The sequence below is a fragment of the Streptomonospora mangrovi genome (assembly GCF_027604915.1).
GTDB lineage: Bacteria > Actinomycetota > Actinomycetes > Streptosporangiales > Streptosporangiaceae > Streptomonospora > Streptomonospora mangrovi.
Genome location: NZ_JAJAQC010000076.1, coordinates 1 through 24,245, shown reverse-complemented (window position 1 = coordinate 24,245; position 24,245 = coordinate 1). Strand labels below are relative to the sequence as shown.

Annotated in this window: 20 protein-coding genes and 1 pseudogene; 9 read left to right on the top strand and 12 right to left on the bottom strand. The window is 75.7% G+C overall.

Annotation, left to right across the window (positions count from 1 at the left end; genetic code table 11):
* From LG943_RS26060 to LG943_RS26050, 3 genes and pseudogenes are all read left to right on the top strand, one after another.
* A pseudogene (locus tag LG943_RS26060) lies at positions 1-246 on the top strand (LLM class flavin-dependent oxidoreductase); the annotation flags it as partial.
* A 273-nt stretch (positions 247-519) separates the two neighbouring features.
* Positions 520-1,050, top strand: coding sequence for a cysteine dioxygenase (locus LG943_RS26055; protein ID WP_270075025.1), 531 nt, complete (start codon positions 520-522; stop codon positions 1,048-1,050).
* The gene (locus LG943_RS26050) at positions 1,047-1,463 is read left to right on the top strand and encodes a rhodanese-like domain-containing protein (protein WP_270075024.1); all 417 of its coding nucleotides are present in this window, start codon (positions 1,047-1,049) and stop codon (positions 1,461-1,463) included. Before LG943_RS26055 ends, LG943_RS26050 begins: the two co-directional genes overlap by 4 nt.
* Positions 1,464-1,594: 131 nt before the next feature.
* On the opposite strand, the gene LG943_RS26045 is transcribed toward LG943_RS26050, so the two are convergent.
* The 3 genes from LG943_RS26045 to LG943_RS26035 form a co-directional block, all read right to left on the bottom strand.
* A complete protein-coding gene (locus LG943_RS26045; RefSeq protein WP_270075023.1) occupies positions 1,595-3,238 on the bottom strand; it encodes an OmpA family protein in 1,644 nt (547 codons plus the stop codon).
* A 203-nt stretch (positions 3,239-3,441) separates the two neighbouring features.
* On the bottom strand, positions 3,442-4,419 hold the full coding sequence (locus LG943_RS26040; RefSeq protein ID WP_270075022.1) for an aldo/keto reductase: 978 nt from the start codon (positions 4,417-4,419) through the stop codon (positions 3,442-3,444).
* A 107-nt stretch (positions 4,420-4,526) separates the two neighbouring features.
* Positions 4,527-5,261 (bottom strand): SDR family oxidoreductase, encoded by a 735-nt coding sequence (locus LG943_RS26035; protein ID WP_270075021.1) that lies wholly within the window; start codon positions 5,259-5,261, stop codon positions 4,527-4,529.
* 149 nt (positions 5,262-5,410) lie between these two features.
* Between LG943_RS26035 and LG943_RS26030 the strand changes: the two genes are divergently transcribed.
* The gene (locus LG943_RS26030) at positions 5,411-6,115 is read left to right on the top strand and encodes a TetR/AcrR family transcriptional regulator (RefSeq protein ID WP_270075020.1); all 705 of its coding nucleotides are present in this window, start codon (positions 5,411-5,413) and stop codon (positions 6,113-6,115) included.
* A 234-nt stretch (positions 6,116-6,349) separates the two neighbouring features.
* Here the strand turns inward: LG943_RS26030 and LG943_RS26025 are convergent, their stop codons facing one another.
* Together LG943_RS26025 and LG943_RS26020 are read right to left on the bottom strand one after the other, a co-directional pair.
* Positions 6,350-6,940, bottom strand: a complete 591-nt coding sequence (locus tag LG943_RS26025; RefSeq protein ID WP_270075019.1) for an NADPH-dependent FMN reductase — start codon at positions 6,938-6,940, stop codon at positions 6,350-6,352.
* Between the two features lie 167 nt (positions 6,941-7,107).
* Positions 7,108-8,721 carry an MFS transporter gene (locus LG943_RS26020; protein ID WP_270075018.1) on the bottom strand — a complete coding sequence of 538 codons (1,614 nt, stop codon included), beginning with the start codon at positions 8,719-8,721 and terminating at the stop codon, positions 7,108-7,110.
* Between the two features lie 120 nt (positions 8,722-8,841).
* Between LG943_RS26020 and LG943_RS26015 the strand changes: the two genes are divergently transcribed.
* Both LG943_RS26015 and LG943_RS26010 read left to right on the top strand, forming a co-directional pair.
* Positions 8,842-12,033 carry a BTAD domain-containing putative transcriptional regulator gene (locus LG943_RS26015; RefSeq protein WP_270075017.1) on the top strand — a complete coding sequence of 1,064 codons (3,192 nt, stop codon included), beginning with the start codon at positions 8,842-8,844 and terminating at the stop codon, positions 12,031-12,033.
* Between the two features lie 294 nt (positions 12,034-12,327).
* On the top strand, positions 12,328-12,933 hold the full coding sequence (locus tag LG943_RS26010) for a response regulator transcription factor (protein WP_270075016.1): 606 nt from the start codon (positions 12,328-12,330) through the stop codon (positions 12,931-12,933).
* A gap of 119 nt (positions 12,934-13,052) precedes the next feature.
* Here the strand turns inward: LG943_RS26010 and LG943_RS26005 are convergent, their stop codons facing one another.
* On the bottom strand, positions 13,053-15,365 hold the full coding sequence (locus tag LG943_RS26005; protein ID WP_270075015.1) for a TOMM precursor leader peptide-binding protein: 2,313 nt from the start codon (positions 15,363-15,365) through the stop codon (positions 13,053-13,055).
* A gap of 203 nt (positions 15,366-15,568) precedes the next feature.
* Between LG943_RS26005 and LG943_RS26000 the strand changes: the two genes are divergently transcribed.
* Positions 15,569-16,594 carry a Gfo/Idh/MocA family protein gene (locus LG943_RS26000; RefSeq protein ID WP_270075014.1) on the top strand — a complete coding sequence of 342 codons (1,026 nt, stop codon included), beginning with the start codon at positions 15,569-15,571 and terminating at the stop codon, positions 16,592-16,594.
* A 17-nt stretch (positions 16,595-16,611) separates the two neighbouring features.
* Entirely contained in the window at positions 16,612-17,850 is a 1,239-nt protein-coding gene (locus tag LG943_RS25995; protein WP_270075013.1) for a class I SAM-dependent methyltransferase, read from the top strand.
* Between the two features lie 238 nt (positions 17,851-18,088).
* On the opposite strand, the gene LG943_RS25990 is transcribed toward LG943_RS25995, so the two are convergent.
* From LG943_RS25990 to rfbA, 6 genes are all read right to left on the bottom strand, one after another.
* Complete coding sequence (locus tag LG943_RS25990) at positions 18,089-19,213, bottom strand: nucleotide disphospho-sugar-binding domain-containing protein (RefSeq protein WP_270075012.1); 1,125 nt, start codon at positions 19,211-19,213, stop codon at positions 18,089-18,091.
* Between the two features lie 105 nt (positions 19,214-19,318).
* Positions 19,319-19,708, bottom strand: a complete 390-nt coding sequence (locus LG943_RS25985) for a hypothetical protein (protein ID WP_270075011.1) — start codon at positions 19,706-19,708, stop codon at positions 19,319-19,321.
* A 252-nt stretch (positions 19,709-19,960) separates the two neighbouring features.
* Entirely contained in the window at positions 19,961-20,512 is a 552-nt protein-coding gene (locus tag LG943_RS25980) for a TetR/AcrR family transcriptional regulator (RefSeq protein ID WP_270075010.1), read from the bottom strand.
* A gap of 60 nt (positions 20,513-20,572) precedes the next feature.
* On the bottom strand, positions 20,573-21,184 hold the full coding sequence (locus LG943_RS25975) for a dTDP-4-dehydrorhamnose 3,5-epimerase family protein (RefSeq protein ID WP_270075009.1): 612 nt from the start codon (positions 21,182-21,184) through the stop codon (positions 20,573-20,575).
* Between the two features lie 7 nt (positions 21,185-21,191).
* Positions 21,192-21,896, bottom strand: coding sequence for a methyltransferase (locus LG943_RS25970; RefSeq protein WP_270075008.1), 705 nt, complete (start codon positions 21,894-21,896; stop codon positions 21,192-21,194).
* Positions 21,866-22,870, bottom strand: a complete 1,005-nt coding sequence (rfbA, locus tag LG943_RS25965) for a glucose-1-phosphate thymidylyltransferase RfbA (RefSeq protein WP_270075007.1) — start codon at positions 22,868-22,870, stop codon at positions 21,866-21,868. The genes LG943_RS25970 and rfbA overlap by 31 nt, the downstream gene beginning before the upstream one ends.
* Positions 22,871-23,165: 295 nt before the next feature.
* On the opposite strand from rfbA, the gene rfbB reads away from it, so the two are divergent.
* A complete protein-coding gene (gene rfbB / locus LG943_RS25960; RefSeq protein ID WP_270075006.1) occupies positions 23,166-24,155 on the top strand; it encodes a dTDP-glucose 4,6-dehydratase in 990 nt (329 codons plus the stop codon).
* Positions 24,156-24,245: the final 90 nt, after the last annotated feature.

Here is a 24,245-nt window from a genome sequence, read left to right as displayed (position 1 = left end):
CCGCGCCGCGCCGGCGGACCGCCCGGCGGCGCGCCGGGGCAGGCGGCGGCCGTGCTGGTCGGCAGCCACCGGCAGGTGGCCGACCGCATCGCCGACTACGCGGACGCCGGGATCACCCGCTTCGTCCTCAGCGGCGACCCGGCACTGGAGGAGGTCCACCACTTCGGCACCGGGGTGCTGCCGCTGCTGGCCGAGCGCGGCCTGTGGACACCGGCCGGCGCCCACGCGGCCGCCGCGCCGGTGTAGGCGGGCGGCCGGGCCGGTACCCGCCCTGCGGGTCGCCGGGGGCGGGGCGGGGGCGGGGAGCACGCGCAATCGGGGAGCACGCGACAGCCGGAGAGCACGGAGAGCCCGGGAACACGGGGAGTACGGGAGCACGGGGGAGGGGGTGACGGCCGTGGCGGACGCGCGGTCGGTCGCGGCGCTGCGCGCGGCGGTGTTCGACGAGCGGTGTCGCCACGGGCGCAAGCCGCGCACATCCGCCCCGACCCGCCCGTACCGCCTGGAGAGGCACCCGTCATGACCACCGCAGTCCAGCCGCTCGCACCCACCCCGCTGACCCTCGACCGCCTGGTCGAGTTGACCGCCCGCACCGCCGAGGAGGTGCGGCGCGGCCTGCACGCCGTCCGCTTCGACACCCGCCACCGCTGGTCGGTGCGGCTGAGCAGCGACGCCTACGCCGACCTCTGGCTCATCTCCTGGACCCAGGACCAGGCCACCGCCCTGCACGACCACGCCGGCTCGCTCGGCGCGCTCACCGTGGTCCAGGGCGACCTCACCGAGCACCACTGGACCGGCCGCCTGGCCCGGCGCGACCTGCCCTCCGGCACCAGCGCCGCGTTTCCGCTGGGCCACGTGCACGACGTGGTCAACCGGGCGCCGGCCCCGGCGGTCAGCGTGCACGCCTACTCGCCGCCGCTGACCGCGATGTCCTATTACCGGGTCGACGCCGGCGGCGCGCTGCGCCGTACCCACAGCACGCTCACCGACGACCCCGAGCCCGCCGCCCCGACCGTGGCGGCCGTGCCGCTGCTGCGGGAGGAGGCGTGAGCGCCGGCGCCGTGCCGCAGGTCAGCGCGGTGGCCCGGCTGCTGGAGCGCCGCCGCGCCCGCCTGGTGCGGCTGACCCCGCGCGAGGCCGCCCGCGCCCGCGCGGAGCGGGGCGCGCTGCTGGTGGACATCCGCCCCGAGGCCGACCGCGCCGCCGAGGGCGCGATCCCGGGTGCGGTGGTGGTCGAGCGCAACGTGCTGGAGTGGCGGCTGGACCCCACCAGCCCCGACCGGCTGCCCGGCGCGGCCGGCGCCGCCGCCACGCCGGTGGTGCTGTTCTGCAACGAGGGCTACGCCTCCAGCCTGGCCGCCGCCGACCTGCTGGACCTCGGCCGGCCCGGTGCCACCGACATGGTCGGCGGCTTCCGCGCCTGGGCCGCCGAGGGCCTGCCGGTGGCCCCGCCCGGCGCCTGAGCGCGCCGGGCCGGGGCCGCCGGCGGTGCCCAGATCACGCGCACCGCCCGGAACCGCCCGCACCTCCCGGACCCGCCCGCGCGGGCCGCCTCTCCCGTGAGGTGGCCCGCGCGGCCCGCGTGCGGCACCGGCTAGTCGATCGGGACGTCCTCGAAGGTGCCGAAGTCCCCGGCGTCCAGGGTCACCGACTCCACGTCGAGCGGCGGAGCGGGGAAGTACACGAAGACCCGCTCGGTCACCCCGTCGTCCAACTGGTTGAGCGGCCACTGCCACGTCGAGAGGTAGACCGCGCGGTCCAGCTCCTCGTCCTCGGGCAGTTCGCCGACGCGCACGGCCCGGTAGGTGCGGCCCGGCTCCCCGGGCGTGCTGACCCCGAACATGGTGAACCGGCCGCCGGGGTAGTTGGCGCTGTTCAGCGGCCGGATCACCGGGGGCACCCGGCCGCCGGTGTCCAGGTGGGTGATGTCGAAGACGCCCACCAGGTAGGCGCCGTCCCGGTACATCGGCCGCACGTCCAGCCGGTACTCGGCGTTGCCCTGCACCAGCCCCGCCTCGGCGCCGGCCACCACCTCGCCGTCCTCGGCGCGGAAGGGCGCCGGGGGCGCCACCGCGGCCGAGCCGGAGCCCGTGTCCGAGGCGGGGCTTTCGTCGTCCCCGCCGGACTCGGCCGGAGCCTCCTCGGGCTGGCGGATCTTGTAGGAGATCTCCACCCGGCGGTTCGTGGCGCGTGCCTCCTCGTCGTTCGGTCCGCCCTCCTCGGCGACGGGCTCGGTGGCGCCGCGCCCCACGGTCTCGTACTCGTAGTCCGACCCGAGGCCCTCCTCCAGCACCTCGCGCACGGCCTCGGCGCGGCGCTCGGACAGCTCCTGGTTGTAGTCGTCGTCGCCCACGCCGTCGGTGTGGCCCTCGACGGTGATGGGCGGCCGGGAGGGGTCGGCGGTGCGCCGGGTCTCCTCGACGACTCCGGCCAGGACCTCCTCGGCCTCCTGGGTCAGCGTGGCCTCGTCGAAGTCGAAGAGCACGTCGGCGTGCAGCGCGACGGTCTCCTCGTCGGGGGTGCTGGTGCGGGTCTCGCTGGTGCTCTCGGTGACGGCGTAGAGGTCGCGCGCGTAGCCGTCGGGGTTGTCGCTCATCTCCTCGTCCACCAGCGGCACCTCCACGGTGTCGCCTGAGGTGATGTCCTGGCTCTCGGGATCGCCGGAGGGCGGGTCGGCCGGCGGCTCGCCGTCGCCGACCGGGATGCCGGTGAACTCGCCCGTGGTGCCGTAGGTGGCCAACGTGACGCGCTCGACGCTCTCGGGCAGCGGGGGGAAGTGCACCTGGTACTCGTAGTGCGCGCCGTTGACCCAGCGGGTGAGGACCTGGCTGCCGATGGTGTCCTCGTCGTCGGTGTCGCGGACGGGGTAGTAGAACCGCTGGTTGACCGGGTCCAGGAGCCGGAAGACGCTGTGGTTGCGGTCCAGCGCGCCCGTGCCGAAGGGGGCGTTGAGCGTCTGGGTCTCCGCCTCCCCCACCGGGGTGACGGTGAACCGCAGCACGCTGCGGTCCGTCCACCGTTCGACCCCGTGGACGGCGATCCGCGCCTGGAAGTTGGTGAACCCGAGACTGCCCTCGCGCACGAACGGACCGTCGGGGTATCCACCCTCAGACTGCTCGTCTCCCTGGCCCTGGCCGTCGTCCCGTTCGCGGCTGTCGCCGCCGAGCAGTCCGCAACCGCTGGCGGTGAGCAGCAGGACCATGCCCGCGGACAGGGCCATCCGACGGCGGTGTGGCATCAGTGCTCCTTTGGGGGCGTAAGGGTAAGGGGTCGGCGGCTATCACCCTCTAGGACGTAGAATTGCGACATCGCGTTCCATTTCCTGGCCGGAATCCGGGAGGACCGCGCGGCGGACTCCCCGCCGCCGCGCCGGAACGCGAAACGGGCCGCCGCCCCCCGCACCGGGGGCGGCGGCCCGCCTCGCGGCCGCGCGGTGTACCGCTACCAGCGGTGGTGCACCTGGGGCCGGATGAGGTCGTCGTAGACGGCGCGCACGGCGTCGTGGGTCCGGGCTGGCAGGGGGTCCAGACCGGCCGCCGCCGCGTTGGCGCGGGCCTGCTCGGCGCTGCGCGCGCCCGGGATCACCGTGCTCACCCCCGGCTGGTCCAGGATCCAGCGCAGCGCGAACTGCGCCATGGTCATGTCCTCGGGCACCAGCGGGCGGATGCGCTCCACCGCCGCCAGGCCGGTCGGGTAGTCAACGCCGGAGAACGTCTCGCCGACGTCGAACGCCTCGCCCGCGCGGTTGAAGCTGCGGTGGTCGTCCTCGGCGAAGGCGGTGTCGGCGCGCATGCGGCCCGACAGCAGCCCGCTGGCCAGCGGCACGCGGGCGATGACGCCCACCCCGGCCTCCCGCGCCGCCGGCAGCACCCGCTCCAGCGGCTTGTGCCGGAAGGGGTTGAGGATGATCTGCACGGTGGCGACGTTGGGGCGGGCGATCGCGGCCAGCGCCTCGTCGCAGGTCTCCACGCTGACCCCGTAGGCGCGCATGCGGCCCTCGGCGACCATCGCGTCCAGGGTGTCGAACACCGCGTCGGCGGCGTAGACGGCCGGGGGCGGGCAGTGCAGTTGCACCAGGTCGATCGTTTCCACGCCGAGGTTGGCGCGGGAGCGGTCGTTCCACGCCCGCAGGTTGTCGGCGTGGTAGTTGGCGGGGTCCTGCTCGACGCGCCGGCCCATCTTGGTGGCGGCGGTCAGGCCGGGCCGCTCCTTGAGGAGTTCGCCGACCAGCCGCTCGCTGCGGCCGTCGCCGTAGACGTCGGCGGTGTCGAAGAAGGTGACCCCGGCGTCGGCGGCCGCGCGCAGCGCCGCCCGCGCGTCGTCCTCGCCGACGTGGCCCCACGAGGCGCCGATCTGCCAGGCGCCGAACCCGACGACGCCGACGGCGGTGCCGGTCCTGCCCAGTGTGCGTTCTTCCATGGCAGCCGATCCTACGGGCCGCCTGGAACCGCTCCCAGGGGCGGGGCGGCGCGGCACCCGCGCGCCGCGCGGGCGCCGCCCCGCCGGGACCCGCCGGGACCGGGCGGTCAGACCATGCCGCCGTTGACCATCACGGTCTGGCCGTTGACCCAGCGCACCGGCCCGGCCAGGGCGGCCACCACCTCGGCGATGTCGGCGGGCTCGCCCAGCCGCCCCATCGGGATCCGCCCGGTGATCTCGCGCACCAGGTCCTCGCTCTTGCCGTCGAGGAACATGGCGGTGGCCGTGGGACCGGGCGCCACCGCGTTGACGGTGATGTCGCGCCCGCGCAGCTCCTTGGCCAGGATCGGCACCAGCGCCTCCACCGCCGCCTTGCTCGCCGCGTAGGCGGCGTAGGCGGGCTGGAGGGTGCGGGTGACGCTGGTGGAGAAGTGGATCAGCGCACCGCCCGGGCGCAGCCGGCGGGCGGCCTCGCGGCTGACGGCGAAGGCGCCGTGCACGTTGACGCGGTGCACCCGCTCCAGGTCGGCGAGGTCGAGGTCGGCCACGGGGGACAGGCGCATGATCCCGGCGGCGTTGACCACCACGTCGACCCCGCCGAAGCGCTCCTCGGCGGTGTCGAACAGGGCGCGGACGGAGTCGGCGTCGCCGACCTCGACCCGGGCGGCCGCCGCCGTGCCGCCGGCGGCCTCGATCGCGGCGACGGTGGCCTTGGCCTCGGCCTCGGCGCTGGCATAGCCCACCACCACGCTCTGGCCGTCGGCGGCCAGGCGCTGGGCGGCGGCGCGCCCGATGCCCCGGGAGCCGCCGGTGACGACGGCGACGCGTGGGTTCTCGCTCATGATGCTCACTGCTTCCCTCGGTGGAGTGCACGGCGCACGCCGTGTTGTCACTGATAACGTAATCCTGTTGCCGTTGATTATCAAGCCGACAACACCACAACGTTGGCACTGGTAACACGAGAGGGTGCGCCGCTAGTATCGGTGCCACCATGAACCGCGAGATCATCTGCGACCGCATCCTCCAGGCGGCCACCGAACTCCTGACCGAGGGCGGGCGCGAGGCGGTCTCCACCCGCGCCGTCTGCGCGCGCTCGGGCGTGCAGTCGCCCACCATCTACCGCATCTTCCAGGACAAGCAGGGCCTGCTGGACGCCGTCGCCTACCACGGGTTCCAGAGCTACCTGGCGGCCAAGGCCGCGCTCCCGGCCACCGACGACCCGGTCGAGGACCTGCGCCGGGGCTGGGACCAGCACGTCGAGTTCGGCCTGGCCAACCCCGCGCTGTACACGCTGGCCTTCGGCGAGATCCACCCCGGGCGCACCACCCGGGCCGCCGCTTTGGCCGCCGCCTCGCTGGCCGAGCGCGTCCGGCGCATCGCCGAGGCCGGCCGGCTGCGCGTCAGCGAGGAGCACGCCGCCCACCTCGTGCACTCCGCCGGGCGCGGGCTGACCCTGACCCTCATCGAGCTGCCCGAGGAGCAACGCGACCCCGCGCTCTCGCCGCTGGCCCGCGAGGCCGCCATCGCCGCCGTCACCACCGGCGCGCCCGCCGCCGGCCCCGGCGACCGGGTCACCGCCGCCGCGGTGGCGCTGCGCGCCGCCCTGCCCGGCCGCGACGTCCTCAGCGCGGCCGAGCGCGCCCTGCTCGCCGAGTGGCTGGAGCGCCTGGCCGCGCCCGGGGCGCCCGCCGCCTGACCCGCCGGCCCGCGCCCGCGCCGCCCCGGGCGGCGAAGCCACCGCGCACACGAACAGCGGCGGCCACCCCGCATGCGGGGTGGCCGCCGCCGGCAGGCGGGTGCGGTCCAGGGGCGAGGCAGGGGCAGGGCGCGTACGCCCCCGGAGCCGCACCGCCCGGCCCGCGCGGGGCCGGGTCTTGGGGGGTGTTGGCGAGAGGCGGACCTCCTGACGTGGTCGCGGCGGCCGGGGCGGTCAGACGACGTAGGGGGAGACCCGGCGGGCGTCGCGCAGCGCGCGCGCCCACCACTCCAACTGCTCCAGGAACGCCTTGGCCGCGACGTTGACGGGCTCGGGGGTGACCGGGTTGCCCTCCTCGTCGAACTTGTCGTGGCAGTCCATGAAGCACACGGTGTTGCGGATGGTGGTGGCCTGCACCTCGTTGAAGACCGCGCGCAGCGCCTCCACCGAGGTCACGCCGCCGGTCAGGCCGCCGTAGGACACGAAGCCCACGGCCTTGGCGTTCCACTCGGTGTAGAACCAGTCGATGGCGTTTTTCAGCGAGGCCGGGTAGCCCCGGTTGTAGACGGGGGTCACCACGATGAACGCGTCGGCCTGAGCCAGCCGCGGCGACAGCGCCGCGACCTGGGGCGGGACGGGGGCGCCGGGGTCGTCGCCGCCGAGCACGAACGGCAGGTCGGCCTCGGCGAGGTCGATCACGTCGACCTCGAACGAACCGTGCTGGCGCGCCCGCTCGGCGATCCAGCGGGCGGGGATGGGGCCGAACCGGTCGGTGCGGATGCTCCCGACGATGACGGCCACGCGTAGGGGGTCGTTCTCCGGCATGGTGGGCCTTGCTCCTTAACTTCTTCTTCCTGCTCCAGGGACGGGGCCCCCGGCGGGGGGGGGGGGGGGGGGGGTGGGCCCCCCCGGGGGGGGGGGGGGGCCCCCCCGCCCGGGCCGCCTCGCGGATCCGGGACGGATCCGGTGGCGTCCGCGCGGGTCGCGCGCGGTCACTCGGCGGCGATGCGCTCCTGGCGCTGCTCGCGCCGCTCAGCGGCCGGGGTGTCGGGCGCGCCGGGGGCCTCGCCCGCCTCGGCGGTCTCCTCCTGCTCGCCGCCCTTGCGGCGGGCGTCCAGGAAGAACCCGGAGAGCACGGCCAGGACCAGCAGCACCGCCACGCTGGTGTAGGACACCGCGGCCTGCCCGGCGGTGAACGCCTCCCGGGCGGCCTCCAGCACCGCCGCGCCGGTGCCGGAGGCCAGATCCTGGGCCACCGCGGTGGCGCCGGCGATGCTGTCCACCGCCTGCGGCGCGGCGGACTCGGGCACGCCCGCCGGCAGGTCGCCGCTCATCTGGGTGCGGTAGACGGCCGAGCCGATCGCGCCGAGGGTGGCCACGCCCAGCGCCATGCCCATCTCCGAGGCGGTCTCCGACATCGACGACGCCGAACCGCTCTTCTCCTTGGGCGCCGCCGCGATCACCAGGTCGATCACCAGCACCATCAGCGGGCCGATGCCGATGGAGATGATCATGGAGGCGGCCACCGGCAGCCACAGCGGGGAGTCGGGGCCGGCCTGGGCGAACATCAGGAAGCCCGCGGCCATCACCAGCAGGCCCAGGGCGATCGTGCGGCCGGGGCCGATGCGCTGGGCCAGCGGCGGCGAGACCATCGAGCCCAGGATGTTGGCGGCGGCGAACGGCGCCATCCACAGCCCGGCCATCAGCGCCGACAGCCCCATGGAGAGCTGGAGGTACTGCGCGAGCAGCAGGATGAACGAGCCCTGGACCAGGGTGCCCATCAGCAGGCTGCCCAGCCCCACCGTGAAGGCGCGGTGGCGGAACAGGCCCAGCTCCATCAGCGGGTCGCGCAGCCGCCGCTGGCGCCGCACGAACAGCCAGCCGAACACCGCCGCCACGGCGAGCACGACGAACGTGGAGACCTGCCAGCCGTCGCGGGCGGCGTCCTTGAAGGCGTAGACGAACGGCAGGATCGCGGCCAGCGACAGCACCACGCTGAACAGGTCCAGCCGGCCCGGCACCGGGTCGCGGTACTCCGGCAGCAGCAGCGGGGCGGTGATCAGCAGCAGCACCATGACCGGCACCGCCATGAGGAACACCGCGCCCCACCAGAACCACTCCAGCAGCACGCCGCCGGCCATCGGGCCGATGGCGCCGCCGGCGGCGAAGCAGCTACCCCACACCGCGATGGCGAAGCCGCGCTGGCGGGCGTCGTGGAACATGTTGCTGATGAGGGACAGGGTCGAGGGCATCAGCGTGGCGCCCGAGATGCCCAGCAGCGCGCGGGCGGCGATCAGGGTCTCGGGGGTGGGCGCGTAGGCGGCGGCAACCGACGCCGCGCCGAAGGCCGTGGCACCGATCATCAGCAGCCGGCGGCGGCCGATCCGGTCGCCCAGCGTGCCCATCGTGATCAGGAAGCCGGCGACCATGAAGCCGTAGATGTCGAGGATCCACAGTTGCTCGGTGCTGGTGGGGTCGAGGTCGGCGGCCAGGTGCGGCAGCGCCAGGTGCAGTGCGGTGAGGTCGAGCGAGAGCAGCAGGATCGGCAGAGCCAGCACGGCCAGGCCGACCCACTCCTTCACTCCGGCCTTGGAACCGGATGACATGGTCCTTCCTTCCCCTCGCGGGCGCGGTTCGCGCCGTCTGGGCACCAGGGTGGCCAGCGGGGGTTCCGGAGAGGTTGCGGTCCCCGGGCGCCGGACCGGAACCTGTACTAGGCTGCCCCCATGCGGTTCGGCGTTCTCGGGCCTGTGCAGGTGTGGAGCGCCGACGGGCGGCTGGTTCCGGTCCCCGAGGCCAAGGTGCGCGCCATCCTGGCCGCCCTCCTCATGCGCAACGGCACCCCCGCCACCACCGGCGCCCTCATCGAGGAGGTCTGGGAGACCGACCGCCCGGCCGCCCCCGAGCGGGTGCTGCGGTCCAAGATCTCCCGGCTGCGCGGCGTGCTCGACGCCGCCGAACCCGGCGGGCGCGACCGCCTCGTGCACCGCCCCGGCGGCTACGCCCTGCGGTTCGCCGACGACGAACTGGACGCCCTGCGCTTCCGCGCCCTGGTGGAGCACGCCCGCGCCAGCGCCGACCCCGACGTCCGCGCCGCCGCGCTGGAGGAGGCGCTGGGGCTGTGGCGCGGCCCCGCCCTGGCCGACGCCGCCGACACCACCGCGCTGCGCCCCTGGGCCGAGCACCTGGAGGAGGACCGGCTCACCGCCATCGAGGAGCGCGCCGACGCCCGCACCGGCCAGGGCCGCCACCCCCTGCTCGCCGACGAGCTGGGCGCGCTGGCCGAGGCCCACCCGCTGCGCGAGCGCATCCGCGCCGCCCACATGCGCGCGCTGTACCGGGCCGGCCGCCAGACCGAGGCGCTGGAGTCCTACGAGCGGCTGCGCGCCGCGCTGGCCGAGGAGCTGGGCGTGGACCCCAGCCCCGAGCTCGCCGAGCTGCACGGCGCGATCCTGCGCCAGGACCCCGGCCTGCTGGCCGAGCCCGCCAAGCCGGCCCGGCCCGCCCGCTCCGGGCTGCCCGCGCCGCTGGACGAGTTCGTGGGGCGCGAGGACGACCTCGCCGACCTGCGCCGGTTGCTGCTGGCCGAGGGCCGGCGCCTGGTCACCCTCACCGGCCCCGGCGGAGTGGGCAAGACCCGGCTGGCCGTGGAGGCCGGGCGGGCCGCCGCCGAGGGCTTCGACGCCACCTGGTTCGTGGAGCTGGGCCACCTGCCCGCCGAGACCGGCGCCGACCCCGACCGCCTGGCCGACGCCGTCGCCTACGCCGTGGGCATCCGCGACGAGAGCGTGCCGCGCCACGCGCGCGGCCTGGCGCGGCTGGCCGGCGCGCTGTCGGGCACCCGCGGGCTGCTGGTGCTGGACAACTGCGAGCACCTGCTGGGCGCGGCGGCGCCGCTGATCCGCTCCCTGCGCGAGGCGGCACCCGACCTGCACCTGCTGGCCACCAGCCGCGAGCCGCTGCGGGTGCGCGGGGAGTGGGTCTACCAGGTGGCGCCGCTGCGCGCCGACGGCGACGGCTCGGCCGTGCGGCTGTTCGCGGTGCGCGCGGCCGCCTCGGCGCCGGGGTTCCGGCTCGACTCCAGCACCGAGCCGGTGGTGGCGGCCATCTGCCGGCGGCTGGACGGCCTGCCGCTGGCCCTGGAGTTGGCCGCCAACCGGGTGCGCGCCCTGGGCGTGGCGACCCTGGCCGCCGGCCTGGACGACCGGTTCGCGCTGCTGGCCTCGGGCGAGCGCGACGCGCCCGAGCGGCTGCGCACCCTGCGCGCGATGATCGACTGGAGCTGGGACCTGCTGGAGGAGGACGAGCGCGTGGCCCTGCGCCGCGTCTCGGTGTTCTCCGACGGGTTCACCCCTGAGGCGGCGGCGGCCGTGCTGGGCCGCCCGGCCACCGGGTCGCTGGCGCGGCTGGCGGAGTCCTCGCTGGCGGTGCCGATGGAGGGCGCCGACGGCGTGCGGTTCCGGCTGCTGGAGACTATCGCCGCCTACGCCGCCGAGCGGCTGGAGGAGACCGGCGAGGCCGACCTGGTGCGCGAGCGCCACCTGCGCTTCCACGTGGAGTTCGCCGAGCGGGCCGACCGCGCGCTGCGCGGCGCCGAGCAGGCCCTCACCCTGCGCCGGCTCGACGAGTCCGCCAACGACCTGCGCGCCGCCTTCGCCGAGGCGCTGCGCACCGGCGACGCCCACAGCGCGCTGCGGCTGGCGGTGGGCGGGTTCTGGTACCGCTGGCTGCGCGGCCGGCTGGGCGAGGCGCACCGCACGCTCACCTCGGCTCTGGCCCTGCCCGGCGGCCCGCCCGGGCTGCGCGCGCTGGCCGGAGCCTGGCGCACCGGCCTGGAGTTGGGCGACCGCGACCTGCCCGACCCCGCCGCGCGGGCCGCCGCCGCGGTGGGGGCGTTCCAGGACGCCGGCGACCGCGCCGCCCAGGCCCGCGCGTGGTGGTTCATGGGGCCGATGCTGATGGAGGTCGGCGAGCTGGAGGCCGCCGAGTGGATGCTGGCCGCCGCCCTGGCCGACTTCCGCGAGCGCGGCGACCGCTGGGGCGTGGCGGCGGTGCTGTGCAACCGCGCCTGGCTGGCGCTGATGCGCGGCCAGGCCGAGGAGGCCGGGGGCGAGGGCCGGCGCGCCCTGGCCCTGTTCGAGGAGCTGGGCGACGGCTGGGGCCGGCTGGAGGCCATGGCGGTGCTGCGCCGGCACGCCGAGGCCGTGGGCGACCACGCGGAGTCCGCCCGCATCGGCGAGGCCGGCCTGGCGCTGTCGGAGGAACTGGGGCTGGTCACCAAGACCGGGCACTGGCTGGCGTTCCTGGGCCGCTCGGCCATGCTGGCCGGTGACCTGGAGCGGGCCGCCGAGCTGCTGGAACGCGCCCACCGGCTGTCGGTGCGCCACGGCGACATCTTCGGCCGCCGCTTCGCCGGGCTGCACCTGGGCGCCCTGGCGCGGCGCCAGGGCCGCTCGGCCGAGGCCGAGACCCTGCTGGAGGCGTGGCTGGGCGAGCGCGGCGGCGAGCAGCCCACCGAGGAGCGCGCGATGGCGCTGACCGAGCTTGGGTTCGCCGCGCTGGCGCGGGGCGACGCCGCGGCGGCGCTGACCCGCCACCGCCGCGCGCTGGCCGCCGCGCGGGCCACCGCCTCGGGCCAGGCGGTGGCGGCGGCCTGCGCGGGGCTGGCCGCCACCGCCGTGGCCGCCGGGCGGGGAGCGCGGGCCGCGCTGCTGCTCGGCGCGGCTGCGGAGGCGCGCGGAGGCACCCGCCCGGCGGCGGCCGAGGCCGCCGAGGCCGAGCGCATCGCCCAGGCGGCCCGGGAAATTGTCGGTGCCGACGAATTCGACGCGCAATTCCGGGAAGGCCGGCGAACGGGTGTGCGCAGTGCGGAGCACATCGCCGCTTCCTGGGACAACGCGCTCACCGAAGGCGCCTAAGCGCGGTCCGCAATTGTTGCGCGAGAATTGGCGGAGGGTACCGCGCGCGCATGCGTGCCGGTCAATCGCGCGGCGGCGCGCACATTAATGGCGGATGCGACTACGCTCCGCATGAGCCGTGACCCCATTATCACTCTCCGTACCGCTGTGTGAAAATACTCGGATTAATCGGGTCGTAATGGTATTCTTCCGTGATAGGGATGCAGGGGCGCGTGGGGTGCCGCCGCTGTGCGCTCTGCCGTTTCCGGGCGCGCTTCGCGGAGCGGTGCCCGGAGGCAGGGTGACGGTATCTCCATGATCAACGTGGTTTTGGCAGAGGACATGCACATGGTGCGCGGAGCGCTGGTATCGCTGCTGCGCCTGGAATCCGATATCAACGTCGTGGCGGAAATCGTCTCGGGCGACGATATCCTTCCGGCGGTGCTCAAGCACCGGCCCGACGTCGCCATTCTCGACATTGATCTTCCCGGAAAGGACGGGTTGTCGGCGGCGGCCGACATCCACGAGCAGGCGCCCGAGACCCGCACGCTCATTCTCACCAGCATCGGCAAGCCTGGCGCGCTGCGCCGCGCGCTTTCGGCGAAGGTCGACGGATTCCTGCTCAAGGACGCGCCGCCGCACGAACTCGCCGAGGCGGTGCGGCGCGTGCATTCGGGGCGGCGGGTCATCGACGGCGAACTCGCCCTGGCCGCGTTCGAGACCGACGAATGCCCGCTGACCGCGCGCGAACTCGACGTGCTGCGCCGCGCCGCCGACGGCAGCGACGTCCCCGAGATCGCCGCGCAGCTCTACCTGACCGCCGGGACCGTGCGCAACTACCTCGCCTCGGTCACCACCAAGCTCAACGCCCGCAACCGGGTCGACGCGGTGCGCATCGCCCGCGAGGCCGGCTGGGTCTGACACCGGCCCGGCGCCCGCCGTGCCCCCGGTCCCACCGCGCCCGGCGTGTGCCCGGCGTGTGCCCGGTGCCGGCCGTGCCCGCCGCACCGGAGGCGCCCGGCGCCCGGAGCGCCTCGGGCTCACAGGAACAGCGGCACCGGGTTGAGGTCGGCGTAGTCCAGCGGGGCGGCGCGCCGGCCCAGCCGCACCGGCACGTCGAACAGCCGGCCCGGGGCGAACCGCGCCCAGAACGGCCGCAGCCCCGGCACCACCGTGCGCACCACCGGCAGCCCGACGTCGGGCCGGGTCTGGTCCAGCACCAGCATCTCCAGCCCGCGCGCGGCGAAGGCGTCGCGCAGCCACAGCACGTCGTCGCGCAGGTCGGTGCGCGCCGTGAAGGCGTAGTCGCCCGGCCCCAGCGCCGCCCGCCCGGGGTCGGGGAGCAGGTGCGGGGCGCCCGCCGTGCCCGGCCCGGCCCACCACCGCTCGGCGTCGGGGTCGCCCCAGTCGCCCACCCCGCCCAGCACGGCGGCGGTGAGCTGGTTCATCTCGGCCACCGCCCGGCGCAGCGCCACCGCGGGGTCGAAGTGGCAGCCGAACCCGAACATCACCCGCTCGGGACCCGTCGTGCACCGCGTCACCGCCGCCATGGCCGGCACGCCCAGGTCGGAGGTCACGTCCAGCACCCAGAACCGGCGGCCCAGCCGCGCGTACTCCGCCCGCGTCCGCTCCACCCACGGGTCGGCGAAGGCGGCGGTGTCCACCTCCGGCTGCACCGTGCGGTTGTACCACCACAGCGCCACCGCGTCGCGCTCCACCAGTTCCAGGGCGCCCTGCACCACCGCGTCGGCGACACTCGCCCCGGCCGCGCAGCCGTTGGAGTCGGCGCGGAAGGGCCGCCACCCCGGCTCGGCGGGCGCGCCGAAGTACAGCAGCGCCGTGGGCAGCCACCGGTGCTCGCCGCGGGTCAGCGACCACACCGGCGTCCAGTCCAGCTCGGCGGTGTCGTCGAAGGGGTCGCACACGAACTGGAAGGCGCCGTGCTCGGCGTTCCACCGCTCCCGGTCGGCGTACTGGCGCGGGTCCACCAGGGTGCAGGTGTCGGGATGCACGGCCGCGTCCCCCAGGTCGGAGAAGGAGGCGCGCACCCGCTCCTCGTCGCCCTGGAACGTGCCGCTGTGGCGCTCGACGGCCTCGCCCAGCGCGCTGACCCGCGCCTCCAGGTCGGTGACCCCCTTGCCGCCGTTCTCCGCGCGCAGCGCCGCGCGCACTCCCGCCAGCCCGGTGCCCGGCGCGGCGGCGTTGGGGCCGGCGCGGTAGGCGTGGAACCCGGCGGGGGTGCCGGCCACCGGGCGCAGCGCCTTGGCGATCCCGGTGACCGGGCCGACGAGGTGGCCGAACTCCGCGAGCACCTCGTGGGGCTCGCGCGCCCGGTGGCCGGTGCCCCCGGCCGCGGCCTTGGGCGCGGCCCCGATCCGCACCGGCCGCCGCGTGCGCGCGGCCACCAGGCCCGGGTCGCCGCAGGCCGGGCACTGCGGCCGGGCGCGCACCGGGTGCGCCCGGCCCTCCAGCGCGGTGCCGTCCAGCGTCCACACGTGCTCGCCCTCGCCCCTGGCGCCGCGCAGCCCCGCCGCCCACCGCAGCACCTCCACCGCCACCAGGTGGGCGGCAGCCGTCTCCAGCGCGGGCAGGGCCGCCGGCGGCGCGGCCGGCGGGCGAGCGCCCGCCGCGCGCAGCGCGGACAACTCGGCCTGGCGGTGCGGCCGCAGCCGGTGCGCCAGGCAGTGCCAGCACCCCGAGGCCGACCCGGGAGTGAACACCGGGCCGATCCACACCCGCGCGCCGGCGGGCCGGCACAGCAGCCACGGCCGCCCGGCGGCCCGGTGGGCGGCGTCCACCCGCTCCAGGCCGGGGGAGAGGTAGTCGTCGCACACCACCACCGACAGGGCGGCCCGCGCGGCGCGCGCTCGGCGCGGCCCGCCGCCGCGTCCGGGGCCGCCGACCAGGGGCAGGCCGGCGGCCTCGGCGGCGCGCACCACGTGCGCGCGGTCGGCGCCGTCGACGGAGACCACCCGCACGGGCGGCGGATCGGGCGGCGCGGTGCCGGCCGACCGCCAGAACGCCGCACCGGGGCCGGGTGCGGGCGCGGCGGGCGCCACCAGGCCCGCGTCGGCCAGCGCGCGCAGCGCCGAGGCGACCGCGCCGGGCGGCTGACCGGGCGCGGCCGCCGCCAGGGCGGCGGCGTCGCGGGTGCCGTCCAGCAGCGGCGCCAGCGCCTCCACGGCGCCGCCGCGCAGCACGGTCACACCCTGCTCGGAGAACACGAACACGCCCTCGCCCGGCACCGCGCGCGCGGCGAGGCCCGGGGCGAAGGCCAGCGGCGCGCCCGCTCCGGGAGCCGGCGCGCCCGGTCCGGGCCGCCCGGCCTCAGCCACCCCGTCGTCGGCACGCACCCGCCCATCCTCGCCCGGAGGCGGCCCCCGCGTGCAGTGCGCGCCGCACGGGCGGCGGTGTGCGTTCCTCACGAAGCCGACAGGCGCCCGGGGGGGAGGTGACATACCGGCGGGGCCGTGCTCGTGGCCCCCGAAGCGCCGTTCCAAGCTGGGCTGCGGCAAGCCCCGGGCGGCACGGCCCGGCCCGATCGGAGGGAGCGGTCATGGACAACGGCCGGGGAACGGGCGGCGACCTGCGGTTCGGCGTGCTCGGCTGCGCCGACGTCGCGGTGCGCCGCCTGCTGCCGGCGCTGGCCCGCACACCGGGGGTGCGCCTGGCGCGCACCGCCAGCCGCACCCCGGACAAGGCCGGCAAGGTCGCGGCGGAGTTCGGCGGCGCCACCGCGCCCGACTACACCGCGCTGCTGGCCGCCGCCGACGTCGACGCCGTCTACGTGCCGCTGCCGGCGGCCCTGCACGCGCGCTGGATCGAGGCCGCGCTGCGCGCCGGCAAGCACGTGCTGGCCGAGAAGCCGCTGACCACCAGCGCCCGCGACACCGAGCGCCTGCACGCCCTGGCGCTGGAGCGCGGCCTGGTGCTGCGCGAGAACTACACGTTCCTCCACCACCGGCTGCACGACCGGGTCGCCGAGCTGATCGCCGAGGGCGCCGTGGGCGAGCCCCGGCTGTTCCGCTCCGCCTTCGCCATCCCCGCGCGCCCGCCCGGCGACATCCGGCTGCGCCCCGAGCTGGGCGGCGGCGCCCTGCTGGACACCGCCGGCTACCCGCTGCGGGCCGCCGTCCGGTTCCTGGGCACCGGCCTGGAGGTGGCCGGCGCCGTGCTGGACTCCGGCGGCGCGGCGGTGGACCTGGGCGGCGGCGCGCTGCTGCGCGCGCCCGGCGGCGTGGTGGCGCAGTGCTCCTTCGGCCTGGACCACGCCTACACCTCCCACTACCACGTCGTCGGCTCGGCGGGCGCGCTCAGCGTGGAGCACGTGTTCACCCCGCCCGCCGACCGCGTGTCGCGCATCGAGATCACCGGACCGGCCGGGACCCGCACCGAGGAGGTCCCCGCCGACGACCAGTGGGCCAACGCCGTGGCCGCCTTCGCCCGCGCCGTGCGGGCCGGGGAGGCCGGCACCACCGCCCAGACCCGGGCGCAGGCGCGCCTGGTGGGCGAGGTCGCCGCGGCGGCCCAGCGGGACACCGGCCCGGCGCCGGCGCCGCGCACCGATCCGACCCACCCGTAGAGAGAGGACACACCCCCATGGCACAGCGAGCGGACAGCGCGGCCACGTGCCGTATCTGCGCCGGCGCCGTCGAGGAGTTCGTGGACTTCGGCCGCCAGCCGGTGTCGGACTCCTTCGTGACCCCCGAGCGCGCCGGCAGCGAGTACTTCTTCCGCCTGGCGGCCGGCGTGTGCACCGCCTGCTCCATGGTGCAGCTCACCGAGGAGGTGCCGCGCACCGAGATGTTCCACGACGACTACCCCTACCGCTCCTCGGGGTCGGAGGTCATGCGCCGGCACTTCACCGCCGTCGCGGAGTCGTTCCTGGCCGGGCCGCTGCGCAAGGCCGACCCCTTCGTCCTGGAGATCGGCAGCAACGACGGCATCATGCTGCGCACGGTCAAGGACGCCGGGGTGCGCCACCTGGGCGTGGACCCCTCGGTGGGCGCGGCCAAGATCGCCGCCGAGCAGGGGATCCGCGTGGCCACCGAGTTCTTCGAGGAGGACTTCGCCCGGCGCGTGGCCGAGGAGGAGGGCCGCGCCGACGTGGTGTTCTCGGCCAACACCTTCAGCCACATCGCCTACATCGACTCCATCTTCCGCGGCATCGACGCGGTGCTGGCCGACGACGGCGTGTTCGTGTTCGAGGACCGCTACCTCGGCGACATCGTGCGGCGCACCCTGTTCGACCAGATCTACGACGAGCACTACTACATCTTCGGCGTGACCTCGGTGCGGGCCATGGCCGCGCACTTCGGGTTCGAGCTGGTCGACGCCGAGCACCTGGACGTCCACGGCGGGTCCATGCGCTACACCGTGATGCGCCCCGGCCGCCGCCCGGTCGCCGAACGGGTCACCGCCGCGCTGGCCGAGGAGCGCACCCTGGGCCTGGACGACCCCGCCGTCTACCGCCGCTTCGCCGCCACCGCCCGCACCGCCTGCGCCGACCTGCGCGCCCTGCTGGAGCGGCTGAAGGCCGAGGGCCGCACCGTGGCCGGCTACGGCGCCACCGCGAAGAGCTCCACCGTGCTCAACTACGCCGGGATCGGCCCCGACCTGCTGCCGGCCGTGCACGACAGCACCGACGCCAAGCAGGGCCGGCTCACCCCGGGCACCCACATCCCGGTGCGCTCGCCCGAGGAGTTCCGCTCGGCCTACCCCGACTACGCGGTGCTGTTCGCCTGGAACCACGCCGCGGAGATCTTCGCCAAGGAGCAGGGCTTCCGCGAGGCCGGCGGCCGGTGGATCCTCTACGTCCCGGGGGTCCACATCCGCTGACGCGCCCCGAGCGCGACGGTTGGGGCGCCTCCCCCGCAGGGGGAGGCGCCCTTCGCGTGCGACGGTCGCGGCGCGGTCGGGGGCCGCGCCGTGCCGGCCGGTGCGGCCCGGCGCGGTCCGCCGGTCAGCGCCGTTCAGTGCCGTTCAGTGCGGTCCCACACCGACCTGTACGACCGGGTACCGCTGCCCCACCCGGTACCGCTGCGCCGCCCCGGCGCCGGGCCGGGGCGGCGCCACCTCAGCGGCGGGCCAGGACCTCCAGCACCGCCACCACCTCGGCCGGGGTGGGCAGCACCGCGATCTCCTCGGCCAGGATCCGCGCCCGCTCCGCGTAGGACGGATCCGCCAGGATCTTCGCGCACGCCGCCCGGATGTTGTCCACCGACTGCTCCTTGGGCGGCAGGTCCACCAGCGAGCCGAACCGCACCTGCGGGTCCATCTCGCCGGAGGAGGGGATCTCGCGCACGATGAGCTGGGGCACCCCCGCCGCCATCGCCGTCATGTTGGACCCCACCCCGCCGTGGTGCACGATCAGGTCGCAGGTGGGCGCCACGATGTCCAGCGGCACCCAGCCCGCGCGCGGCCAGCCGTCGCCCTCGCCGCGCAGCAGCGGCGCGACGTCGTCGGGCACCGCGATGACCGTCTCCACGCCCATGTCGGTGAACGCCGCCGCCAGCGCGCGCAGGGTGGGCACGTCCATGGTGTGCAGGGTGCCCTCGCGGGTGACCCGGCTGCCCGAGGTCAGCAGCACCCGCTTGGTGGTGCCGCGGGTGTACATCCACGGCTCCAGCGGGCGCTGGAGGTTGCCCGGGATCCAGCGCAGCGGCTGCACGCCCTTGGTGACCGGGCCGCGCAGGCTCGGCGGCGCGACGTTGAGCGCCAGGTCGGGCGCGGGGGTGCGCTCCAGCCCCAGGCGGTCCAGGACCGGGCGCAGCGCCTCGTTGGCGCCCTCGTCGTAGCCGCCGGCGTCCAGCACGCCCCAGGGCTGGAGCACCGTGGGCACCCCCAGGATGTGGCCCAGCAGCGCGGCCGGGTAGAACATCCCGCCGCCCAGGACGATGTCGGGGCGCCAGTCGGCGGCGATGCGCTGGAGCGGCTCCAGCGCATCGGCCGTCGTCCTGCCGTACCAGCGCCCGACGTAGCGCATCTGCTCGGCGGGGTCGCCGGGCAGGTTGGGGTCCAGAGCCTGCTTGGTCTGCGCGGAGATCGAGACCGGCGGCAGGCCCGCCTGGGCGATGGTGGGGGTGACGGTGTCCGGGCCGGCCATGAGGATCTCGTGCCCGGCGTCGCGGGTGGCGCGGGCCAGCGGCGCCTGGGGGAACACCGTCCCCATGCTCCCGCCGGTGATGAACAGGGCCTTCACAGCAGACTCCTCCCTCATGCGACGGGGCGGCCGTACAGCACGGCCGCCCCGCTTGACTGCTCGGTGGACGGGAACGCCGCCGCGCGGGGCGCGGCGGCGGGGTGGTCAGGCGCGGGCCCGCGCCCGGGTGCCGTTGAACAGCAGTTCAACGATGTAGTCGGGGCCGTCGTCGGCGGCGATGTGCCCCTTGGCCACGCTCCAGGCGCCCACCGCCACCAGGACCCACATGGCCTCGCTCATCCAGGCGGCCGGCAGGTCGGTGCGGAAGACGCCCTCGCGCTGGCCGCGCTCGAACATCAGGGTGGCCCGCTTGCCGATGCGGACGAAGGCGTCGTCCAGCTCGCCGGGGCCGTGCAGGGGGTTCTCGCCGTAGAGGAAGGCGAGGAAGGGGGCGTAGGTCCAAGCCTCGGCGATGAGCCGGCGCACCGCGTCCTCGGCGGGGCCCTCCTCGACGCGGGCCTTCTCCAGGCTCTCCTCCATCAGGTCGGTGCCCATCTTCCCCAGCGCCCAGATCAGCGCGTAGCGGTCGGGGAAGTGGCGGCGCAGCTCGGCGGAGCTGATGCCGATGCCGGCGGCGACCTCGTCCAGGTCGGCCTGGACCCGGGTCTCGCAGAACTTCGCGGCGGCGGTGACGATCTCTTGGCGGTCCAGCGCGGGGGGGGCGTTCCCGGGGGCGGGGGGGGGCGCGGGGGGGGGGCCCGGGCGGGGGGGGGGGGGGGGGGGCGGCTGCGGCGGCGTCCGGGCCGGTCAGGACTGGGGGGCGGGGACGCGGCGCGCCCCGTCCAGCAGCATCTCCTTGATGCTGCGCGGCCCGTCCTCGGCCGGCAGGTGGTCGTTGCGGACGTTCCACGACGCCACCGCCAGCAGGGACCACAGCGCGGCGCCCATCCAGGCGGCGGGCAGGTCGGTGCGGAAGCTGCCGTCCTCGCGGCCCCGCTCGAACAGCTCGTTGCCGCGGGCGTCGATGCGCTCCAGCGCGGCGTCCAGCTCGGGCGTGCCCACCAGGCGGTTCTCGCCGTAGAGGAAGGCGCGCAGGGGCGCGTGGGGCCAGCACTCGTCCACGATGCGGCGCACCGCGTCCTCGGCGGAGCCCTCGTCCACGCGGGCCGCGTCCAGGCTCTCCTCGATGCGGTCGGTGCCCAGGCGGGCCACGGCCGCGCGCAGCGCGATCTCGTCGGGGAAGTGGGTGCGCAGCTCCTCGGGGGTGACGCCGATGCCCTCGGCGACGTCCTCCAGCGAGGACTCGACCTTGTAGACGATGAACTCAGCGGCAGCTCGGGTGATCTCTTCGCGTTCCATGCCGTTCATTCTCGAAAGGCCGCGCACCCCCCTCCAGGGCGCGCGGCCGGATGTGTCATCTCAGGCGGCGCCCACCTGGGCGCGGTCGATCTCGCGGCAAACGGAGTAGTCGGGCAGCAGGCCGCGCTCGCGCGCCTGGCGCAGGGTGGGCGCGGCGCGGTCGCGCTCGGACAGCAGCACCGCGCCCTCCTCCGCCGGCAGCTCCAGCGCCAGCTCGGGGTCGGCGGGCGAGACGGCGTGCTCGTTGGCGGGGTCGTATTCGCGGGAGAGGGTGTAGGCCATCACCGTGTCGTCCTCCAGGGCGAGGAACAGGTGGCCCACCCCGGTGGGCAGGTACACCCCGCGCCCCTCGCCGCCGCCCAGCACCACGCTGTCCCAGGCGCCGAAGGTGGGGGAGCCCACGCGCAGGTCCACCACCACGTCCAGGGCGCGCCCGTGCGGGCAGTAGGCGAACTTCGCGCCGCCGGGGGGAGCGGCGGTGTAGTGGACGCCCCGCAGCACGCCGCGCCGCGAGGTGGAGAAGCTGAGCTGGGCCGGGCGGAACAGGGTGTGGCCGGCCGCCCGCCGCAGCGCCGATTCGGTGTAGGGCGACGCGAACGCGCCCCGCTCGTCGGTGAAGACGGGCGGGGCGCACAGCAGCGCGCCCTCGACGTCGAGTCCGCGCACGTCCATGCCGGCATCAGCCCCCGCGGCCGGCGGGCAGCAGCTCCAGCAGCATGAACCGCGTGGTGGTGGCGCCGTCGTTGTAGGTGGTGGTCATGCTGCGCGCCTCCACCGCGCGCAGCCCGGCCTCGGCGCAGAGCCGGTGCAGCCGCTCCACGTCGCCGTTGGTGTTGAAGCCCAGGAACAGCCGCCCGCCCTCGGTGAGGCGGCGCGGCGCCTCGCGCAGGTAGGCCCGGTGCGAGGCGTAGTCGCGGTCGAACAGCGACCACTCGATGTCGCGGGTGTAGACGAAGTCCTCCGGCGCGGGGATCGCGCTGGAGTTCCAGAAGATCAGGTCGAACCGCTCGTCCTCGCCGATCTCGGCGAACATGTCGCTGCGCACCGCGCGCACCCGGTCGGCCACGCCGTGGCGGGCGGCGTTGACGCGGGTGTTCTCCACGGCGGCCGCGGCGATGTCGGCGGCCACCACCGAGCCGGCGCCGCGCAGGGCGGCGTAGACCGCGGTGACACCCGCGCCGCAGCCCATCTCCAGCACCCGGCCCTGGGCGGGGATCGGCAGCCAGGAGGTGTAGGCGGCGGTCGAGCGGGAGTTGTGCGGGGCGAACACCCCCGGCAGCAGGTCCCAGCGCAGGTCGAGCAGCTCGAACTCGCGGTCGCGCTGGGAGGTGTCGGTGTGGCGCTCGGCCTCGCTCAGGCCGAGTTGGATGCCGTCGCCGGCCATGGGACCGTCCTCTCCGGGTCGTGGGGCAGCGGACCGGCGGGGTCGCCGGGCCGGAAGGGCGGCTGGAGTTCGGCGCTGCGCAGGAACCCGGGCGGGGTCGTCTCGGCGGCGGCGCGCGCCACGTCGAGGATGTAGCGGCCGTAGGGGGAGTCGGCCTGGCGCTCGCCGAGGCGGCGGCACTCCTCGGCGTCGATGAAGCCCATGCGCAGCGCCACCTCCTCGATGCAGGCGATGCTCACGCCCTGGCGCTGCTCCAGCGTGCGGACGAACTCGCCGGCCTGGATCAGGGAGTCGTGGGTGCCGGTGTCCAGCCAGGCGAAGCCCCGGCCCAGGTCCACCAGCCGGGCGCGGCCCTGCTCCAGGTAGACGCGGTTGACGTCGGTGATCTCCAGCTCGCCCCGGGGCGAGGGCTTCAGGGTGCGCGCGATGTCGACCACGTCGGGCTCGTAGAAGTACAGCCCGGTGATGGCGCGGTTGGAGCGCGGCGCGCGCGGCTTCTCCTCCAGGGAGACCAGGTTGCCCGCCGCGTCGGCCTCGCCCACCCCGTAGCGGTGGGGGTCGGACACGGCGTAGCCGAACAGGGTGCAGCCCTTGAGCGCCTCCACCTCGCGGGCCAGCAGCGCCGACAGGCCGGTGCCGTGGAAGATGTTGTCGCCCAGCGCCAGGGCCACCGGCTCGTCGCCCACGAAGCCGGCGCCCACGCGGAACGCGTCGGCGAGCCCCCGGGGCCTGTCCTGCTCGGCGTAGCTGATCTCCATTCCGAGCCCGCTGCCGTCGCCGAGCAGGCGGCGGAAGCCGGGCAGGTCGTGCGGGGTCGAGATGACGAGCACCTCGCGGATGCCGCTGAGCATGAGAACCGACAGCGGGTAGTAGACCATCGGCTTGTTGTAGACCGGCAGCAGTTGCTTGGAGACACCCGAGGTGATCGGGCGCAGCCGGGAGCCGGACCCGCCGGCGAGGATGATCCCCCTCATCGCGACCTCCTTTCGATCGGCGGTTGGGGTCGGGAAAGCGGTGGTGGCGGAAAGAATGGGAATTCACCCGGGGAGGCGGGCCGCCACTTTTCCCGCCTCCCCTTCGGCGGAAGCGGTTTGAGAATCGCATTTCATTTCTTCCGGTGTCAACGAGAACCCCCCTGACCTGACATATGTATTATTCGCGCGTTGAGGGCGCCGATTTCCTCGGCAAGGCTGCGGTACGCAACCGCTTCGCGATTTCCTGGCCTTGTCGTTCCGGCTGAGGCGGGCCGGGGCCAACGGAGGTGTCGAAATGAAGATCCTGGTCACCGGAGGCGCCGGCTTCATCGGCTCGCACTACGTGCGGTCGGTGCTGGCCGACGCCGCCCCCGGTGCCGAGGGCGCCCGGATCACGGTGCTCGACCGCTTCACCTACGCCGGCAACCGCGCCAACCTGCCCGAGGAGGGGCCGCGGCTGTCCGTCGTGCGCGGCGACGTCTGCGACGCGGACCTGCTGGCCGAACTGGTCCCCGGCCACGACGCGATCGTGCACTTCGCCGCCGAGAGCCACGTGGACCGCTCGATCGCCGGCGCCGCGGAGTTCGCCCGCACCAACGTGCTGGGCACCCAGGCGCTGCTGCACGCGGCCCACACCGCGCGGGTGCCGCGCTTCCTGCACGTCTCCACCGACGAGGTGTACGGCTCCATCGCCGAGGGCCGCTGGGACGAGACCGAGCCGCTGGCCCCCAACTCGCCCTACGCGGCGTCCAAGGCCGGCGCCGACCTGATGGTGCGGGCCTACGCCCGCACCCACGGCATGGACGTCTCCATCACCCGCTGCTCCAACAACTACGGCCCCTACCAGCACCCCGAGAAGGTCATCCCCCGGTTCGTCACCAACCTGCTGGAGGGCGAGCGGGTGCCCCTCTACGGCGACGGCCTCAACGTGCGCGAGTGGCTGCACGTCGACGACCACTGCCGCGCCCTGCACCTGGTGCTGGCCAAGGGCCGCCCCGGCGAGGTCTACAACGTCGGCGGCGGCGAGGAGCACACCAACCGCGACCTGACCGAGCGGCTGCTGCGGCTGTGCGGCGCCGACGAGTCGGCCATCGAGTGGGTGGCCGACCGCGCCGGGCACGACCGCCGCTACGCCCTGGACGACACCAAGATCCGCACCGAGCTGGGGTACGCCCCCCGGATGCCGTTCGAGGCGGGCCTGGCCGACACCGTCGCCTGGTACCGCGCCAACCGCGCGTGGTGGGAGCCGCTGCGCCCGGGGAAGGGCGGCGCCAATGGCTCCTGAGCAGGCGTCCCGCACGGCCCCCGCGCGCACCGGCGCGCCCGCCTCCGCGCCCGCCGTGGCCCGGGCGGCGGGCGCCGCGCCCGGCTCCCC

Bases quoted from the DNA above. Each gene is read 5' to 3' on its own strand.
- LG943_RS26055 (WP_270075025.1), top strand. From the start codon at position 520: ATGACCACCGCAGTCCAGCCGCTCGCACCCACCCCGCTGACCCTCGAC.
- LG943_RS26045 (WP_270075023.1), bottom strand. From the start codon at position 3,238: ATGCCACACCGCCGTCGGATGGCCCTGTCCGCGGGCATGGTCCTGCTG.
- LG943_RS26040 (WP_270075022.1), bottom strand. From the start codon at position 4,419: ATGGAAGAACGCACACTGGGCAGGACCGGCACCGCCGTCGGCGTCGTC.
- LG943_RS26035 (WP_270075021.1), bottom strand. From the start codon at position 5,261: ATGAGCGAGAACCCACGCGTCGCCGTCGTCACCGGCGGCTCCCGGGGC.
- LG943_RS26030 (WP_270075020.1), top strand. From the start codon at position 5,411: ATGAACCGCGAGATCATCTGCGACCGCATCCTCCAGGCGGCCACCGAA.
- LG943_RS26025 (WP_270075019.1), bottom strand. From the start codon at position 6,940: ATGCCGGAGAACGACCCCCTACGCGTGGCCGTCATCGTCGGGAGCATC.
- LG943_RS26020 (WP_270075018.1), bottom strand. From the start codon at position 8,721: ATGTCATCCGGTTCCAAGGCCGGAGTGAAGGAGTGGGTCGGCCTGGCC.
- LG943_RS26015 (WP_270075017.1), top strand. From the start codon at position 8,842: ATGCGGTTCGGCGTTCTCGGGCCTGTGCAGGTGTGGAGCGCCGACGGG.
- LG943_RS26010 (WP_270075016.1), top strand. From the start codon at position 12,328: ATGATCAACGTGGTTTTGGCAGAGGACATGCACATGGTGCGCGGAGCG.
- LG943_RS26000 (WP_270075014.1), top strand. From the start codon at position 15,569: ATGGACAACGGCCGGGGAACGGGCGGCGACCTGCGGTTCGGCGTGCTC.
- LG943_RS25995 (WP_270075013.1), top strand. From the start codon at position 16,612: ATGGCACAGCGAGCGGACAGCGCGGCCACGTGCCGTATCTGCGCCGGC.
- LG943_RS25985 (WP_270075011.1), bottom strand. From the start codon at position 19,708: ATGGGCACCGACCTGATGGAGGAGAGCCTGGAGAAGGCCCGCGTCGAG.
- LG943_RS25980 (WP_270075010.1), bottom strand. From the start codon at position 20,512: ATGGAACGCGAAGAGATCACCCGAGCTGCCGCTGAGTTCATCGTCTAC.
- LG943_RS25975 (WP_270075009.1), bottom strand. From the start codon at position 21,184: ATGGACGTGCGCGGACTCGACGTCGAGGGCGCGCTGCTGTGCGCCCCG.
- LG943_RS25970 (WP_270075008.1), bottom strand. From the start codon at position 21,896: ATGGCCGGCGACGGCATCCAACTCGGCCTGAGCGAGGCCGAGCGCCAC.
- rfbA (WP_270075007.1), bottom strand. From the start codon at position 22,870: ATGAGGGGGATCATCCTCGCCGGCGGGTCCGGCTCCCGGCTGCGCCCG.
- rfbB (WP_270075006.1), top strand. From the start codon at position 23,166: ATGAAGATCCTGGTCACCGGAGGCGCCGGCTTCATCGGCTCGCACTAC.